Annotated in this window: 19 protein-coding genes; 2 read left to right on the top strand and 17 right to left on the bottom strand. The window is 47.8% G+C overall.

Annotation, left to right across the window (positions count from 1 at the left end; translation table 11 throughout):
- Positions 1–40 precede the first annotated feature (40 nt).
- From RBH76_01345 to rmuC, 11 genes are all read right to left on the bottom strand, one after another.
- The gene (locus RBH76_01345) at positions 41–415 is read right to left on the bottom strand and encodes a YraN family protein (GenBank protein ID WMJ84097.1); all 375 of its coding nucleotides are present in this window, start codon (positions 413–415) and stop codon (positions 41–43) included.
- Positions 416–452: 37 nt separating this feature from the next.
- Positions 453–1,079, bottom strand: a complete 627-nt coding sequence (locus RBH76_01340) for a ribonuclease HII (protein ID WMJ84096.1) — start codon at positions 1,077–1,079, stop codon at positions 453–455.
- Entirely contained in the window at positions 1,066–1,959 is an 894-nt protein-coding gene (ylqF, locus tag RBH76_01335; protein ID WMJ84095.1) for a ribosome biogenesis GTPase YlqF, read from the bottom strand. Before ylqF ends, RBH76_01340 begins: the two co-directional genes overlap by 14 nt.
- 98 nt (positions 1,960–2,057) lie before the next feature.
- Positions 2,058–2,663, bottom strand: coding sequence for a signal peptidase I (gene lepB / locus RBH76_01330; protein WMJ84094.1), 606 nt, complete (start codon positions 2,661–2,663; stop codon positions 2,058–2,060).
- 179 nt (positions 2,664–2,842) lie between these two features.
- On the bottom strand, positions 2,843–3,187 hold the full coding sequence (gene rplS, locus RBH76_01325; protein WMJ84093.1) for a 50S ribosomal protein L19: 345 nt from the start codon (positions 3,185–3,187) through the stop codon (positions 2,843–2,845).
- 254 nt (positions 3,188–3,441) lie between these two features.
- Positions 3,442–4,248 (bottom strand): HAD-IIA family hydrolase, encoded by an 807-nt coding sequence (locus RBH76_01320; protein WMJ84092.1) that lies wholly within the window; start codon positions 4,246–4,248, stop codon positions 3,442–3,444.
- 302 nt (positions 4,249–4,550) lie between these two features.
- On the bottom strand, positions 4,551–5,615 hold the full coding sequence (locus tag RBH76_01315) for a PTS sugar transporter subunit IIC (protein ID WMJ84091.1): 1,065 nt from the start codon (positions 5,613–5,615) through the stop codon (positions 4,551–4,553).
- A 290-nt stretch (positions 5,616–5,905) separates the two neighbouring features.
- Positions 5,906–6,376 carry a peptidylprolyl isomerase gene (locus RBH76_01310; protein ID WMJ84090.1) on the bottom strand — a complete coding sequence of 157 codons (471 nt, stop codon included), beginning with the start codon at positions 6,374–6,376 and terminating at the stop codon, positions 5,906–5,908.
- A 62-nt stretch (positions 6,377–6,438) separates the two neighbouring features.
- On the bottom strand, positions 6,439–6,921 hold the full coding sequence (ybaK, locus tag RBH76_01305; GenBank protein WMJ84089.1) for a Cys-tRNA(Pro) deacylase: 483 nt from the start codon (positions 6,919–6,921) through the stop codon (positions 6,439–6,441).
- Positions 6,922–6,925: 4 nt separating this feature from the next.
- A complete protein-coding gene (locus RBH76_01300; GenBank protein ID WMJ84088.1) occupies positions 6,926–7,492 on the bottom strand; it encodes a phosphohydrolase in 567 nt (188 codons plus the stop codon).
- Positions 7,489–8,850: a DNA recombination protein RmuC gene (gene rmuC, locus RBH76_01295; GenBank protein WMJ84087.1), complete on the bottom strand. Its 1,362-nt coding sequence runs from the start codon at positions 8,848–8,850 to the stop codon at positions 7,489–7,491. Before rmuC ends, RBH76_01300 begins: the two co-directional genes overlap by 4 nt.
- Before the next feature lie 127 nt (positions 8,851–8,977).
- On the opposite strand from rmuC, the gene RBH76_01290 reads away from it, so the two are divergent.
- A complete protein-coding gene (locus RBH76_01290; protein WMJ84086.1) occupies positions 8,978–9,838 on the top strand; it encodes a patatin-like phospholipase family protein in 861 nt (286 codons plus the stop codon).
- Positions 9,839–10,056: 218 nt separating this feature from the next.
- Here the strand turns inward: RBH76_01290 and RBH76_01285 are convergent, their stop codons facing one another.
- Positions 10,057–10,266, bottom strand: a complete 210-nt coding sequence (locus tag RBH76_01285; GenBank protein WMJ84085.1) for a DUF378 domain-containing protein — start codon at positions 10,264–10,266, stop codon at positions 10,057–10,059.
- Positions 10,267–10,566: 300 nt separating this feature from the next.
- Here RBH76_01285 and RBH76_01280 point away from each other — a divergent pair, with 300 nt between their 5' ends.
- Complete coding sequence (locus RBH76_01280) at positions 10,567–11,547, top strand: serine hydrolase (GenBank protein WMJ84084.1); 981 nt, start codon at positions 10,567–10,569, stop codon at positions 11,545–11,547.
- Positions 11,548–11,627: 80 nt separating this feature from the next.
- Here RBH76_01280 and RBH76_01275 read toward each other — a convergent pair whose 3' ends face one another.
- The 5 genes from RBH76_01275 to RBH76_01255 form a co-directional block, all read right to left on the bottom strand.
- On the bottom strand, positions 11,628–12,752 hold the full coding sequence (locus RBH76_01275) for a DHHW family protein (protein WMJ84083.1): 1,125 nt from the start codon (positions 12,750–12,752) through the stop codon (positions 11,628–11,630).
- Positions 12,753–12,764: 12 nt separating this feature from the next.
- Positions 12,765–14,141: an MBOAT family O-acyltransferase gene (locus RBH76_01270; protein ID WMJ84082.1), complete on the bottom strand. Its 1,377-nt coding sequence runs from the start codon at positions 14,139–14,141 to the stop codon at positions 12,765–12,767.
- 193 nt (positions 14,142–14,334) lie between these two features.
- Complete coding sequence (locus RBH76_01265; GenBank protein WMJ84081.1) at positions 14,335–14,889, bottom strand: DUF4358 domain-containing protein; 555 nt, start codon at positions 14,887–14,889, stop codon at positions 14,335–14,337.
- 167 nt (positions 14,890–15,056) lie between these two features.
- The gene (locus tag RBH76_01260; protein ID WMJ84080.1) at positions 15,057–16,277 is read right to left on the bottom strand and encodes a hypothetical protein; all 1,221 of its coding nucleotides are present in this window, start codon (positions 16,275–16,277) and stop codon (positions 15,057–15,059) included.
- Complete coding sequence (locus tag RBH76_01255) at positions 16,274–16,831, bottom strand: sigma-70 family RNA polymerase sigma factor (GenBank protein ID WMJ84079.1); 558 nt, start codon at positions 16,829–16,831, stop codon at positions 16,274–16,276. The genes RBH76_01260 and RBH76_01255 overlap by 4 nt, the downstream gene beginning before the upstream one ends.
- Between the last annotated feature and the right edge of the window lie 90 nt (positions 16,832–16,921).

Here is a 16,921-nt window from a genome sequence, read left to right as displayed (position 1 = left end):
TTCCATCCTTTCGGGTCAGCCGCAAGGCCCCCTGTGTTCATTAAAATTGTTGCGTTGTAGCCTCAAATGCATCGGTCAGATGCATAATATCCATAACAGCAAAGCCGCTTTTAGACTCGGTAATAATTGATATGACGTCAAATCGGGGCTGCAAATCATTGGGGTGCGTCTGCAGATACTGCAACGTCGCCTTAATCAATTTTTTTTGTTTAGCTGGGGTTACAGCCTCCGCTGGAGTGGCCAACATGCTTGCAGCGCGTGTTTTAACCTCCACAAAGGCCAGAATATCACCCTTCTGCGCAATGATATCAATTTCGCCAAAGCGGGTATTAAAATTGGTCTGCAAAATACGGTACCCTTGCTTTTTCAGATATTCTGCGGCGAACTGTTCACCGAGCGCCCCATTTTGTGTCATATATTCACCCGCCTTGCGGTTATATGTTCGTATCGGCTTAAATATGTTTATGTAACGTTTTTAAAAAGGATTGGCGATGCTCCGGTGTGACACCATTCTTCGCAATCGCCTCATAATGTGCCTTGGTGGGGTAACCTTTATGTTTTTCAAAGCCGTATTGTGGGTATTGCTCGCCCAGTGAAGTCAGCAGACGATCTCGGGTGACTTTGGCCAACACCGATGCCGCTGCTATACAAGCTGCCCGGCTGTCTCCCTTAACCACCGTCTCAGTGGATATCGAAAGATGCGGATCACCATTGCCATCCACCAGCACATAGTCCGGGACACAGGCAAGCCCATCCACTGCACGGCGCATCGCGAGATAGGTTGCCTGCAAAATATTAAACTCGTCAATCTCCTGCGGTGTCGCTAACCCGACCGCCCACGAAACAGCCTTTTCAATAATGACATCGTAAAGCGCATCGCGTTTTTTCTCAGTCAGTTTTTTTGAGTCGTTCAAATCGTCAATGACCAGCCCTTGCGGCAGTATAACCGCCGCCGCACAGACCGGGCCGACCAGCGGTCCCCTTCCCGCTTCGTCAATGCCACAGATCAGGGTTAGGCCTCTTTCGTGCAGTGCATTTTCCATTTCATAAAGGTTAGGCTTTTCTTTAACGATAGTCACGTCGAATATCCTCCGGTGTCTCCAGCGAAATACGTCCAATCTTTCCGCCGCGGAATTCATCCAGCAGCATAATGGAGGCGCGCAAAGTATCCGGTTCACCACCGGAAACCAGCATCGCACGCTTTTGCGCCAGCAGACACAAGAGGTCATAGCCGCTTTTTTCTACAATGTCATCAAGCTCAAAGCGGTAACGCTCACATAACGCCTTTGTATAACGCACTGCAAGCAGCTCCAGAAGACTACAAGCCAGATCCTCGGTGTCCATAATCTGGTCGCGGATAGCACCCGTGTAGGCCAGATAACGACCGACCCGCTGATCTTCAAACTTGGGCCAAAGTACGCCGGGCATGTCCAAAAGCTCCATACCACCATTAAGCTTAACCCACTGACGGCCACGCGTAACACCCGGGCGGTCTTCGACCTTTGTGCGCTTTGCACCCGCCAGCCGGTTGATCAGCGACGATTTTCCAACGTTGGGTATGCCGACAATCATCAACGTCAGCGGTCGGCTGGTCATGCCGCGTCGGTTGTTTTGTGCGATACGTTCGGCGCAGACTTCTTTGAGCATCGGCTCCAGCTGCTTTAATCCGCGCCCGCTACGGCAATCCGCCGCCAGCACGGCAAGATTTTTCTTTTGAAAAAACTCACACCACGCACGGGTCACCTGCTCGTCCGCGACGTCGGACTTGTTGAGCAATATGAGACGCGGTTTGTTTTTGGTCAATGACTCTATCTCAGGGTTGCGGCTGGCGCGCACAATTCTAGCATCGCGTAGCTCGACAATGGCGTCGACCAGCTTGATATTCTCACGAATTAATCGCCGGGTCTTTGCCATATGCCCCGGAAACCACTGTATCGTTTTACCTTGTTGTTCAGCCACGGTTTTCCTCCTGTTTATTGATAATGCTAATATTAAAACACTTAAAGTCCGGCTTACAAAACGGAAACCGAACCGCTTATATCGTCTTTAATGGAATATCAATTATAAAGCTTGCCTAGCGACGAAAATGGAAGCACCCGCAAATAGGCCTTTCCAAGGACATACCGCTCGTCCACCAGCCCAATTTCGGTCGAACGGCTGTCAAGCGAACCGTTGCGGTTATCCCCCATTAAAAACAAATAGCCCTCCGGTACGGTAATAGGAAAGTCCATATCATACTGTCGGTTGGTTGGTGTATTAGTATAGCGCTCATCAAGCGCTTCTCCGTTGACATACACAATACCCTCCGTGAAATCGATATCCACGCTCTGCCCACCAGTGGCAATCACACGCTTAACGATCGGTTCATTGGCGTAATAAGGCTTGGTTGCCACCACGATATCGCCGGGATCCGCCGAAAAACCCAGACGAGAAATGACCAGCATATCGCCATTGTGCAACGTCTGGATCATTGATTCACCGCTGACAACCGAAGTTCGGGCGACAAAAGTGAACAGCAGCACAACAAAAACAACTGCAAGCACCGCACTTTCAACCCACTCGTACAACTCCTTGAAGATGCGATCACGGCGCGATGGTGCCGATGTAGCCTGCACGTTTTCCGTTTCTAGCTCCGGAACTCTGCCGTTTGTTTGCTCTTGCATACAACGCCTCCAAAAAAGACTTTAATGCTAATTTTATATAAATAATTTAGATTGATTAATATTTCAACCATCTGAGCGCTTAACATCTATGGCCTTAATATTGTCTCTCTTTGCTTTTAAAATAATAAGCGTATAAAAAACAAAAAGGGACACACGGTCCCTTTTTGAATAAATCACTATTATCTTCTGACTTCCTTGACACGGGTCGCCTTGCCAACACGGTCTCTGAGATAATAAAGCTTGCCGCGGCGTACTCGACCCTGGCGGACAACCTCAACAGTCTCAACAACCGGAGAATGCAACGGGAAAACACGCTCAACACCAACACCGTGGGACATACGGCGAACCGTAAAGGTCTCCTGAATGCCACCGTGCTTCTTGGCGATAACAGTGCCCTCAAAGGCCTGTACACGAGATTTCTCGCCTTCCTTGATACGAACGCCTACGCGGATGGTATCGCCCACATTAAATACAGGGGGCTTCTCCTTCAGGCAAGCGTTAGAAAAATGCTTTAATGCGTCCATGAAAATTTTCCTCCTTAGTTTGTAACAGACATTCATTCCCGCTTGGATCACAAACGGCAGAGGACTGTCAGCTTTTCATTCCGGCTCTTCACCGACATGAAATCCCGCCGCAAAGGGAACACGGCGACTACATGCCTGAATATATTATCACAAAGCCAGTGACAATGCAAGACGTTTTTAATTTTTTCTCTATCTTTTCTACATTTTCGCCTGGTGATCAAAGCCTTTGGCATTGTTTGCAGAAACGCCAGAAATTATTTCTGAGCCTTTTCAGGCATCGGCGGAATATCCCGCACACCATCTAGAATGTAGGTCGGGCGGTAAGGGAACTTTTTCATCTCATCTATGTCAGTGACGCCGCTAAGCACCAAAACGGTGTCTAGCCCCGTCTCCATGCCTGCAACAATATCGGTATCCATGCGATCGCCTACCATAACCGCCTCGTTAGAATGACATCCCAGTAGCTTTAAGCCAGTGCGCATCATCAGCGGGTTGGGTTTGCCAACAAAATAGGCACTTTTTCCGGTCGCCATTTCAATCGGGGCTACCAGCGCCCGACACGCAGGAATAAGTCCGTTCTCAGACGGGCCGGTCAGGTCAGTGTTGGTGCCAATGAGCTTTGCACCCGCGCGCACCAGTGACACCGCCTTGAGGATGCTTTCGTAATTATAGTTGCGCGTCTCACCCACGACAACATAGTCGGGGTTGACATCGTTCATGGTAATTCCCACATCGTAAAGGGCATTAAACAAACCTGGCGCACCAATGATATAAGCCGTACACCCCGGTGCCTGCCGACTTAAAAATTTAGCGGTTGCTAGCGCACTGGTATAAAAGTGGCTTTCATCGACATCCAGCCCCATGCGCGCAAGCTTCTGTTTAAGCTCCAGCGGGCTTCTCTCACTGGAATTAGTTAAGAATAAAAAGCTCTTCTCGGCGGCATAAAGCCATTCAACAAATTCTTTTACACCGGGTAGTAAACGGTTGCCGTGGTAGATAACACCGTCCATATCGCAGAGGAATCCTTTTTTTTCGTGCAGTTGTTCCAAAGTATCAAGCATATTTATCCCCCTAACTTTTTTTACTATTTTTAAGTATACTTCATTTATATTAATTTGACAAGTATCATATATTTTATTTGTGTATTGTGCTGCAAAAACTCCCCTGAAACATAAATAAACACCCAATTTAATGGGTTATTTACCTCTATTTTACACTGAATGTCCATCAGCCATACAGCAAAATTTATATGCTCCTAACATTGGAGAAAAAGAGTGGAGACAGTTTGCCTCCACTCCCATGTAGTCTTTTAGTTTTAATTACCGGAACCTGAATATATAGTCTGATCTGGATCCCGTTTCACTTAGACATCCAGCTTCATATCCCCTAGTTTAATCCAGCCCTTTTTGCGCATAAATTCTGAAACCATCAACGACAGCGCCGCAGGCAGAATAAAGTACATAACCGCAATCTGAAGTAACGCGGTTCCACTTCCGATGATCGGGCTCATGGTCTGATAAGCCATAATCGGTCCAACCAGACCCGCGGTACCCATCCCGGAGCCGGTCGCGTTGCTAGTCATGCCCAATAGCTTGGTGGAAATCGGGCCTAGAACCGCGCTGCTAACAATTGCAGGCATCCATATCATCGGTTTTTTAACAATGTTTGGTATTTGTAGCATGCTGGTTCCCAGCCCCTGCGCAAGCAAACCACCAAGCTTGTTTTCGCGGTAGCTGGCCACAGCAAAGCCCACCATATTGGCGCAGCAGCCCACAGTGGCCGCACCGGCAGCAATACCAGAAAGATTTAGCACAATACCAACGGCAGCTGAGCTGATCGGCAGCGTCAGAAGCACACCCATCAGTACCGAGACGATAATGCCCATCAAAATAGGCTGCTGCTCTGTACCCCAGTTGATGATACCACCCACCCAGGCCATAAACGCAGAAATAGGCGGGCCAGCAACCAGACCAACGCTGGAGCCAAAAATAATTGAAACAATTGGCGTCACAAGAATGTCGACCTTCGTCTTGCCAGACACAATATGCCCGAGCGCAATGCCAGCATAGGCCGCAATAAAAGCACCAAGCGGTTCGCCGGGGCCTGCAAAATGGATGACGCCATCAACGAAAACCGTTCCGGCTGCAATTTTTGCCGCAAACGCACCAACCATGCCCGCTGTCGCAGCGGAAAGCACGACAAGCGGCGGCTCCTTAAACTTATAGGCCACACCGCAGCCGATGCCAGCGCCTGTAAGTGACGCGGCAATCTTGCTCAAAACAACAAGTGTGCCGCCTAAGTTCCCTCCTATGAACAACCCGATCTGCTGTATGATAGTGCCCACGATCAACGTTGAAAAGAGGCCCAGCGCCATGCCGGAAAGCCCGTCGATAAATATTTTGTTGAGTAGCTTTTTTAGGTATTCCATAAACTTTCTCCTCAGTCGGCAACGATGTGTATATACACCTATATATACCGTTGTCAATTTTATCAGAAAGCTCTTTATAATTCAATACCTATTTTATGTTAAAAACATTGCGATTCTCCCGGCATCTTTTGGTGATAATCCCGTTTTACTGCACTGTCAAAATATCTGAATCCCTGATAATTTTTGCTGCCCAACCTTTTAACCATGACGCGCTACTATTCAGTCCCCTTATAATAAAAACAGAAGCCGCCAAGGGTCTTCCCAAGGCGGCCATAAAATCAGGACGATTCTTATTCAATCGTGATACTTTTAATTTTCTGTTCAGTTTTGGGACGATCAGAAAAATCGACTTTGACACCGGCGATTGCGTCAACAACATCCATGCCCTCCACCACTTTGCCAAATGCGGCATACTGCCCATCGAGATGTGGTGCATCCTCGTGCATAATGAAGAACTGCGAACCAGCGGAATCGGGGTTTTGGCTGCGCGCCATCGAAATAACGCCCCTAGTGTGCTTAATCGGATTCTTAACGCCATTCATGGCGAACTCGCCCTTGATCTGATGGCCAGGTCCCCCTGTGCCGGTACCATTGGGGCAACCGCCCTGAATCATAAAGCCGCGGATAACGCGGTGAAAGATCAGGCCGTCGTAGAATCCTTCCTTAACCAACTTCTCAAAGTTTGCAACCGTAATCGGGGCGTGCTCAGGGGAAAGCTCCAGCTTGATCTGTCCGCCGTTTTCCATTGTTATTGTAACCATAATGTCCTCCACAAGATATTTTTTAAACCGGGACCAAGCCCAGTGGATCAAACAGGTTGTAATCACGTCTTTATGGTGATATCCGCAAAGCGGCAGCCCGTCACTTGCTCAAGATGTGCCGGGGCCAGCTCAATCTGATCGCCGATGCGCCCCGCGCTGACAACGATAGTCTCTTGCGTTTGTGCCGAAATATCCACAACGGTGGTATACCGTTTTTTCATACCGATCGGCGAACAACCGCCCTTGACATAGCCTGTCAGCGAAGTAATTTCCTTGACATGCACCATCTCGACCGATTTTTCTCCCACCGATTTGGCAGCCGCTTTAAGATTTAGTTCCAGCGCCACAGGCACGACAAATACAAAAATATTCTTAGATGCGCCGCGGGTAACCAGCGTTTTAAAAACCATTTCCACCGGCATGCCCACTTTGTCGGCGACTGAAACACCGTCGAGCAAACCATCCTGCGTGTCATAGGTATGCCCCATATAGGGTAGCTTCTCTTTTTCCAGCATGCGCTGAGCGTTTGTTTTTGCCTGTGCCAAAAAATCATCCCCCGTTTTCTGTCGTCAGCGCACTGTAAAGTTGACGATAACGGTCGATATACTGCTCCCGAACCATTTCGATGCGCGACTCGTCAAAGCACAGCGCGCCCAAGCGGCGGGGCTCGTCATCAAACATTCTGACACCGCAGAGCGCTAAAAATTCATGGTATAAAAGGCAGTCATCAACAGCTCCAATTAGCTTGTGCTCCTCCGGTGTGGGTCGTACTTGGCAAAGTGTGTCATAAATCACCCCAGCCAGCGCCCCCTCCGCCTCATAATACAGCGGGAAATGGCGCTTGACCGGCCTTGTCAGATCAGAGACATAGCATTCGGTGGCGTCATGCAGCAGACAAAACAGTCGTACACGAGTATCCAGACCGCGGGCTTGCGCCTCCTGCTCGCAGTTGAGGCAGTGCTGAGCCACCGAATAAAAATGGCTGATATGACCATTTGCACGGCACAGCATAGCCAAAGCGTGTGCAATATCCTCAATGCGAATATCTGAAGGTTTGGGATTAAAAGGGTCCATATTGATACCATGGTAAGTTCTAATCTGATTGGGGTCTCTCATACTGTCTCAAACTCCTCTGCCCGCTCGGTAAGCAGCTTAAGCTCCTCCCCCGCTGAAAGCGGCACCGCCTGTACACCGCGCAACTTGCGTTCAATCGCGCGGGTGCGGGTGCCGATCAGCTTATCGAGATCATCATTGGCCAGCCTCAGGCGATCCTGTGCTTTACGCAGGATATCGTTAAAGTTCGAAAACTCTGTCTTGACAGCACCCAGCACCTGCCATACCTCGCCGGAACGCTTTTGTATCGCCAAAGTCTGAAAGCCCATTTGAAGGCTGTTTAGCAGCGCCGCCATCGTAGTCGGCCCCGCAATGTTCACGCGGAAATCGCGCGAAAGCGTCTCGACCATACCGCGCCGTACCACTTCAGCATATAGCCCCTCAAACGGCAAAAACATGATGGCAAAATCGGTGGTGTTGGGCGGGTCGATATACTTGTCGCGAATATCCTTGGCGCAGCCCTTCATGCGTTGCTCAAGCTCCTTACCCGCAGCGGCAATGCGGTCTGGGACAGCACTTTCGTAAGCGTCCATCAGCGCCGCGTAAACGTCGCCCGGGAACTTTGCATCTATCGGCAACCAAACGCCGTTCTCACCGTCGCCCGGTAGCTTGACCGCGTATTCCACAACGGTGTTGCTACCCTTTTTAGTGGATACGTTGGCTTCGTACTGCTCAGGGGATAAAATCTGCTCCAAAATTGCGCCAAGCTGAATTTCGCCCAAAATGCCGCGGGTCTTAACATTAGAAAGTACTTTTTTTAGGTCGCCCACGCCGTTGGCGAGCGTCTGCATCTCACCCAATCCTTTATAAACCTGCTCAAGCCGCTCAGACACCTGTGCAAAGGACTGTGCCAAACGCTCGTTGAGTGTCTTTTGCAGCTTTTCGTCCACTGTCTGGCGCATTTGATCTAGCTGCTTGGTATTGTCGGCGCGCAGTACTTCCAGACGCTGCTCTACAGTGGCTCGCACCTCCTCAAGGCGTTTTGATGACTGGTTCGTGAAGGTTTCTATTCTGCCTTCAATGCGAAAAAGCTGCTCATGTACTGTCTTTTGCAGCATGTCGTTTCGCAATGTCAGCTGTTCATTTAATTCCGCCAGGCGCTTATCCTGCAGGTCGCCCGAACGCCGTTGCGACTCTGATAGTGTCTGCCCAAGCGCTGCTATAGTAGACTGTAACGACTGGGTCATCTCCTGACGCATACTGCGCATCTGTTCGGCAAATTCGCGTCGCAGCGCCTCGTTTTCTTCACGGTGCTGGCGGCTCAAATTGTTGGCCCGCGACGCCGCGGACATTGCCCCGATAAAAGCGGCCACCGAGGCAACGGCAGCCACGATGGTCAGCACAAGTTGCATTTGCTCCATATCTGCTCCTTTCACCCCCGCACTGTGGCGTAGGATCGGCAAAACCGGCATAAGATAATTTAGAAGATAAGTATAGCATATTTTACCGCGCTTTTCATCTGTCATTTTGTAAAACTGGGGGATTGTCATGTCGTTTTCACTTGCACTCTCAGGCGGCGGATGCCGCGGCGCTGCACACGTGGGGGTTTTGGCCGCTCTTCAGGAAGCCGATCTAACACCATGTGCCGTATCCGGCAGCAGCGCAGGCGCTATTGTAGCCGGTTTATACGCTTATGGCTACACACCGGATCAGTTGATTAAAATTTGCCGTGAACTGGAACAAAACGGTGAAAAGCTAATTGATTTTAATGTGTTGGGCATCGCCGGTGCGGTAGGCCAACTGGCCCGGCGGCGCCCCATCACCCTGTCAGGCCTGCTCAAAGGGGAACGGTTGCGTTCGATGCTTCGGCAGTTGACAAAGGGGTGCGCCCTGTCACAGGTTCGGCTGCCTGTTTGCATCGCCAGCGTCGATTTAAGCAGCGGTGAAACCGTCGCCTTTTCTCAGCGTAAACCGATACACACGCTTTCAAACGTCCGGTGGGAGCATGACGTACTCTTATATGAAGCCATCTACGCCAGCTGCTGTGTACCGGTTATTTTTGCACCGCCCACCTCGATGAGCGGCGTTTTGGTGGATGGCGGCGTGACCGACAACCTGCCGGTGAATCTGTTGCTGGCCTGCGACGCACCCAACATCATCGCCGTCGATATCTCGGAGAACTACGCCCCCGTCAACGGTGAAGGAATTTTTGAAATTGCCTCGCATTCCCTTTCAGCTATGAGCCGCAGGCTGCGTGACTGTACCGTTCGGGGCGAGCGGCTACTCATCCGTCCAAAATTACCAGAAGATGCTGGACTGTTCACATTCTCGCTGATGTCCGATTGCATTCAGGCGGGCTATACCGCCACCCGAGAGCTGACCGATCTGATACACGCTCTCGCCGAATAATGAGGACATATCCCACAACCTAAGCCACTGCAAATTTCTCTAACATCAACAAAGATGGCTTTGACAGCAAAAAACGGGCACGAATGCCCGTTTTGTCGCCTGCAAGACACCATTACTGCGCCTAGCTAAAAAATAATTGATAAACGGTCCCAGAAAATAAAGTGTTTTTTACTCTCTTCTATAATCGTGACTACGTAAAAGAATGACGTAATTTCCCATCAGTGACCAATTCTCTTGTTTTGCGGTTCTGTAAACAGTAGCGAAATGCACCAAACGCCCGCAACCGCGACCAACGTATAGACAATTCTACTGCCCAATGCACCCTGGGTGCCAAACAACCATGCGACGGCATCCAGCTCAAACAACCCGATCAGTCCCCAATTGAGCGCGCCGATGATTACCAGCAGCAATGCCAGCTTGTTAATCACAATACCACCTCCTTGTGTGTTACGTAACCGTTGAAAGAAAGTTTTCCCAAGGTTAAAAGAAATATACAAACCATGTTTAACACTAAGCTTGGCATAAAAACAGAGACAGAAAAAGCGGATTTCGAAAAGTTGAGTGGGCTGTCATCCGCCTAAAATAAAGAAAACACAGGACGGGGAAATCTGTCGCAACATCTATTTTAATCAGATGGCAGTACTAACACCGTTCGTGGTATTCAAATTTGTTTTAGTGTTTGATTTCTGATATACTGGTACCGAATTATAAAAAATCGAGGAATTATCGTGAAAAAACTACGACGTGGCAAAAAGAAAAACTTTCGATTATTTCTGACTTTAGCTATCTATTTTGTATTGGTGTCCTGCGCTCTCGCGGCCTTCTGGCGTTCAACCGTGATAAAGCCACCTGATTCCGAACCTCTGACCGCCGCTGCGCCGGTGTCACCGGCCGTAGGCGCAGGCCGCACAAACGGCGGTTTGCCGTTAATAAGCAGCAACGCTATTCTGTTTGATCCTGCCGATGGTCATATTCTCTTTGCCAAGAATGCGCATGAAAGAGCATATCCTGCTTCGCTGACCAAGGTGATGACGGCGTTGGTTGCCGTCGAACAGATCGACGACTTGGACGCATCGGTCACATTGGAATATGCTGATTATGCCGGGCTTTATGAGCAAAACGCTGCTATGGCCGGTTTCACAATGGGCGAAACGGTTACAGCGCGCGACCTGCTTTACGCCACACTACTGCCGTCGGGTGCCGAGGCTGCCCGTGCGTTGGCGCGTGTGGCTGCCGGTTCGCAAGCGGATTGCATCACCATGATGAACGACCGCGCGCATGCGCTTGGCATGACTAACAGCCATTTTACCAACGTAACTGGTCTGCACGACCCTGATCACTATACGACGGTTTACGACCTCTCGCTGCTTTTGACGGCAGCGCTTAAAAATGACAACTTCACCAAGGCATTTTCGACCTTTAGCTATACCACCACAACAACCGCGCAGCATCCGCAAGGGTTGCGTTTGACCTCCACCCTCACGCCGCGAATTCAGCAGCTTCAACGGGAGGCCGAACCTATCATCGGCGCTAAAACTGGCTACACTGAAGAAGCGCAGCTTTGCCTTGCCAGCGTCGGCGAATACGAGGGGGTAACCCGCGCCATCATCACCATTGGCGCCGTGGGAGACGGCCGCTCTGAGCCAACACATTTAGTAGACGCCTATCTTCTATACGAAAAGAGCCTGCCACTAAACACCCCATATTAAAACCACTTATGACCTGCTTATTATAAGCAATTTGCAAAACAGACCCTCTCCTATTTTGGAGAAGGTCTGTTTTAATATACTCAATAGCGTATTCTTGGTAAATTGGCATCACTGGATAGGTTTGAAAAACTGTATAGCACTAGTACGTTCCGTATCTGTTCGGTCTTCACCAGCTCGTTGACACCCTTTGGCAACGATCGCAAATCAACAACAACCACCTTGTGGAAATTCTGAGTCAGAAAAGGCACAAAGCAGTTGGCGTAAGAATCTTTGATGACCATAACGGCACCTTCGGGGGCACTGTCGTTTTTAATCACCGTCACACCGTTATTGGCGTGCAAAAACAACGCATATTTATCCCTTGTGTCCAGCGCCGACATGTCATACATCGAATCGAACGCCTCGCCGTCAATCGTAACGCCGTTCACCGGCAGATCGTACCATGTGATTGTATCCGCCATAGCATCATACTTTTTGGCCTTGCTATAATAGGTGCCCCAAAAACCCTCAGCGCTTTGCGCCAAAGGCTGTTGCGGTATGATGGCGGCCAGCCCCATGGCATGTGCAAAGCGCTCATAACCGTACCATGCGCCTTGCGTTGTCCAGTGGTGGTCGGTGCGGTAGTAAATATCCTCATCCGCGTGCGCCAGCAAATTGGCGGAAACATCCACGCCGGTATAGCCGCTTTTAGCCAACCTACTATTAACCTCTTCAATCAGCGGCAATTGGTCGATATTTCCAAGTCCCACAGGCACCAGATCACTTAATATATTATAAGAACCCGGTACGATCATAATATATTTGTTCACATCCGGATTGAGCGCCGAAAATTCCTCCAGATACCCAAGGTTTTTTTCCAACCGCTGTGCGTCGAAAGTCCTGTATTTTTCAAAGAGATAGTCTTTTTTTCCGTAAACAATGCCGTTATTCTCGGTTTTACCTAACAGTGCCTCACAGCGCGATTTTAGCGAGATCCACTGATCGCGCAGTGCAAACTGATCGTTTGCATACTGTTCAAATTTTTGTGCATAGCCCTTACTGGTGCTATCCATAATCGCACTCAGCGAGAACTTTGGCAACTGGTTTAGATAGCGGTTTTCCATTTCAGAGAACGTTTTTGCAGGTACCAGGAGGTTGGCAATGAAAAAAATGCCGATCAAACCAAACAACAGTATGATAACAGGGTAGCGTTTTAAATCTTTCACAACTTCGCCCCCTTAAAATCTAAAATATAAAAACGGATTATAGGTTGCATCCACCAGATAGGCAACCGAAGTGATCAAAAGCGCGCCATAAATAAACGCGGCAGCAGCCCGGTTTTGCTCGAGCTGTCTAAAGTGCTTTTTAAGCGCGGGGGTTGAAAACAGAATACTCAGCACAAAGGTCACGCCGTAATTGCGCAAAAAGTAACGCCAATCCTGCCCACCAGAAAAAGCAAACAGTCTGCCAAAAAACACCCCCAGCTGTGCAAAGTCGGTTATTGCAAATATCGCCCAGCTAATCATAATTAACGGAATCATATAAACACGAGCAAAAACAGGATGCTTATCTAACACAGGGCGTAAAAATGCCTTTTCGAGCATGAGTAATACGAAAAAGTAAAGTCCCCAAAGGACAAAGTTCCATGAAGCGCCATGCCACAGACCGGTGGCGGCCCAGACCAGAAAGAGATTAAACACCGTTCTGATAGCACCTTTGCGGTTACCGCCCATCGGAATGTACATATACTGTCGAAACCACGACCCCAGTGTCATATGCCAGCGCCGCCAGAATTCGGTCATACTTTTTGAGATGTAAGGAAAATTAAAGTTTTGCGGGAATTCAAAGCCGAGCATCCGTCCTAAACCAATGGCCATAAGCGAATAACCCGAAAAATCAAAATAGATCTGTAATGTAAACGCTAAAATGGCTAACCACGCCAGCGGAGTAGAGATGCCTGAAAATCCCATCGCCTCCACCTCGGTCCACAATGCGCCGACGTTGTTGGCAATGAGCACCTTGCTGGCCAAACCCATTATAAAGGTTTGCGCTCCAAGCGAAATCTGCCCCAGATCGATTGTACGTTCGCGCAGCTCGCGCTGAATATCGGTATAGCGCACGATGGGGCCCGCAATAAGCTGCGGGAACAGCACGACAAAAGCACCAAAGTTGATGATATTGCGTTCAGCTTTAACGTCGCCCCGGTAGACGTCAATGGTATAGGACATAGTCTGGAAAGTATAAAAGCTGATACCAAGCGGCAGCGTCAATTCCAGCACCGGCAGCCCCAGCCCGGTGACGGCATTGATATTGCGGGCAAAAAAACCGGCATATTTAAAAAAGCCGAGCATTCCAAGGTTAAAAACCACCGAGACCATCAGCCAGAACCGACGCATTCCTTTTTTGTCTGTAAAGTGCTCAATTCGGTTAGAAGCGGTGTAATCAACAATAATTGACGCCAGCATGATGGGAAAATAGCGAACTTCGCCCCACGAATAGAAAACCAAGCTCAAAATCAGCAAAGTTAGGTTTTTCCACCTTTTAGGCGCAAGATAATATATCGTAAAGGCCACCGGCATGAAATAAAACAAAAACAGAATACTGGAAAATACCATAGGCTCCTCCAAAAGTCGAATTAAAACCAGGCTGCGCTGCACTTGTTTTGTGCTTATAGCATAAAGCAGTTGTCACTATAACAGCATGAAAAGCCTCCGCAGATTCGGCTGCGAAGGCTTTTCAGCGCATAAGCCGGACAAAGTTTCCAGCTAATAATTTAACAGAAACGCTTTAAAACATCAAGGATTTTATTTAAGCGTTAAACATGCTGTCGATGGTGTCTTTGGTCAGTTGCACATCGGCAGCAAAATCTGCACTCTCGTCAGATTGAGAAGGCAAAATTCCAACGACGATTAAAAACACATAGTTTCCCTTAACGTACACCTCGCCCGCTTTTGCACGGTCATAAGAGCCGTTAACGCCATAAAACTCATATTGAGCAGTCAGATCGGCGAGTCGCTTTTCCAACGCCTGTTTGACGACATCCACCTTGCCCTCTTTGGCCTTAATTGCAAAAAGTGCGTCGGAATTGGTCATAGACATTGAAACACCGCCTGCATATTCATCATAAGCTGAAGTGTCCAAATCCACAAAATCCGAAAGGTACTTGTCATCTACTGGCATTTTCATAGCGATGGCGCCATAATCGTAGTCATACTTTTCGTTAAATTTAGCATCTACAGTATCAAGCACATCCTGAATGGACTTATCATCCTTAATAGTTCCAGAAGCATTTTTCTGGCTACCGCAGGCCGTAGCTGAAAGCATAAAAGCGGCTGCAAGTACCAATGATAAAATTCTTTTCATAAGTTTCTACCTCTTATTGTTTTAAAAATACGGTAAAGCTTTCCGATCCTATTAATAAGTGTGCTCAACTGCGCCATTTATTGCAGCTTATTATATTTTCGCCTTCTCCAATTGCAATATACACATAATATAAAATTAAATCCGCTTTATGGCAAAATTATTTTACCTTATTTTTTTGAGTTCTTGCTTTTGCTAGAGCTGTTGGATTTCCCTGAGCTGTTGCTTTTGTCCGAATTTTTTTCAGACGCATTGTTTGAGGTTTTTTCCTCGTCAGAATCGTTTTTATTTTCCACCTTTTTAGCCTGCCCATTATTGCTGGAATTATCAGACTTTCCTGCGCTGTTGCCTTTATCCGAATCTACTTCTGTATCGCCTGAATTGTCTTTATCCGTATCGGTTTGCTGCTTTTTAGCTTGACCGTTATTAGTGGAATTTTCAGTTTTATTCGATCCGTTTGTGTTACTGTTTGAATCATCTTTTTTGTCCGTTTTATCGGGTTTATTTGCATTGTTTCCATTATTGGAGTTGTTTTTATCTGAATCATCTTTGTCTTTTTTGTCGTCTTTATCTGGTTTGTTGGGGTTGTTAGCATTACCGGCGTTACTGGGTTTGCCTGAGTCGAGAACTTTATCTGAACTATTTTTTGAGTTTTTATCAGAGTTTTTTTCGTCATCAGTGTCTTTACCCTTGCTTAAAGCCTTGTTCGCCTTTGTTTGCTTCATAATCTCCTTAACAGATTTGTTCAACCATTCTTCGACTTCAATGTCATCTGCATTTTCTGCACTTTCTTGAAGCTTTTGAACCAGGTTGAGCTTTCCGGGCGTAACGCCTAAGCTTCTGGCCTCCTGGACCCGCGCCTCGCCCACAGCTATGGTCTCAACCTCTACGTCAAGCTCCTCTTCTTCGACGATTTGCTCTATCATCTCTTTGAGCTTCTCAGACAGTTTCTCGGCCTTTTCTTCCTGATTGTCCGCTACGGCAACAACTACACCGCCTTCGCTATCCTCAGGAAAATATCCCAGCTTTGCTATCGTATTGATCGTTTCTCTGATAGCCTTATCAATCGCTTTGTTCTGTAATCTATTAAGTCCGAATTCTTCCAGAACATTCTCGCCATCATCATTTACACCCTTAACCGAAAGTACCCGATCAAAGACATTGAGCGAATATTCAATGGAAGGGTTTACATCCAAACTGACATATGAAGCGGGCTTATAATAGGCATACGCACCGATGCCGGCAATTCCTAAAACGCAGGCGGCACAAGCGGCCGCTACACCCATGCGCAGCCAAATGGAGTTGCGGCGGACGGCTTTGGCCTTGATAGACTCTTTAACTATATCATCGTCAACCATCCCAATAGCAGTCGTCATTCGATTATTTTTCATATATTGATTCCTTCTTTCATCAAAAATTCTTTAAGCTTGCCTCTTGTTCTGAATAATATGGACTTTACCTTGCTCTCACTCATTGAAAAGCGGTTCGCAATATCAGAAATAGAGTCGAAAAACCAATATTTTCGCATAAATATGGTCCTGTTTTCATAGCTGAGTGTACGCAGGAACGTACTAATCGCTTTTGCTAAAAGCTCTGTCTCACAGGAATTTTCTTCACTGGCATTTTGCGAAATACAGTCTTCAAGTTCTGTAAAAGAAATTTCAATCTGTTTATTTCGCTTTTTCGAATTATTATAATGATATTTCTTCAATGCACAGTTACGGGCTATTCTGCAGATATAAGCGGAAAGTACAGCCGGCTTTTGCGGTGGTATAGAATTCCATGTGCCGAGAAAGGTATCATTAATACATTCTTCAACATCCTGCGAATTTTGCAAAATGTTCATGGCGATATGCCTACACAGCTTGCCGTATTTCTTTTCTGTTTCTTCAACAGCCGCTTCAGACCGTTCCCAATATAGCGCAATTATTTCGCGGTCATTCAAGCTTTTACCCCTCCTTCTCCTGTTGTTTTAAGGCCTCATATATTAACTACGGAAAACTTTTGGTTGGTTGCATTTTCTATTAATTTATTT

This window comes from Oscillospiraceae bacterium MB24-C1, from assembly GCA_030913685.1.
Lineage (GTDB): Bacteria > Bacillota > Clostridia > Oscillospirales > Ruminococcaceae > Yanshouia.
This window is presented reverse-complemented; position numbering and strand designations above follow the sequence as displayed.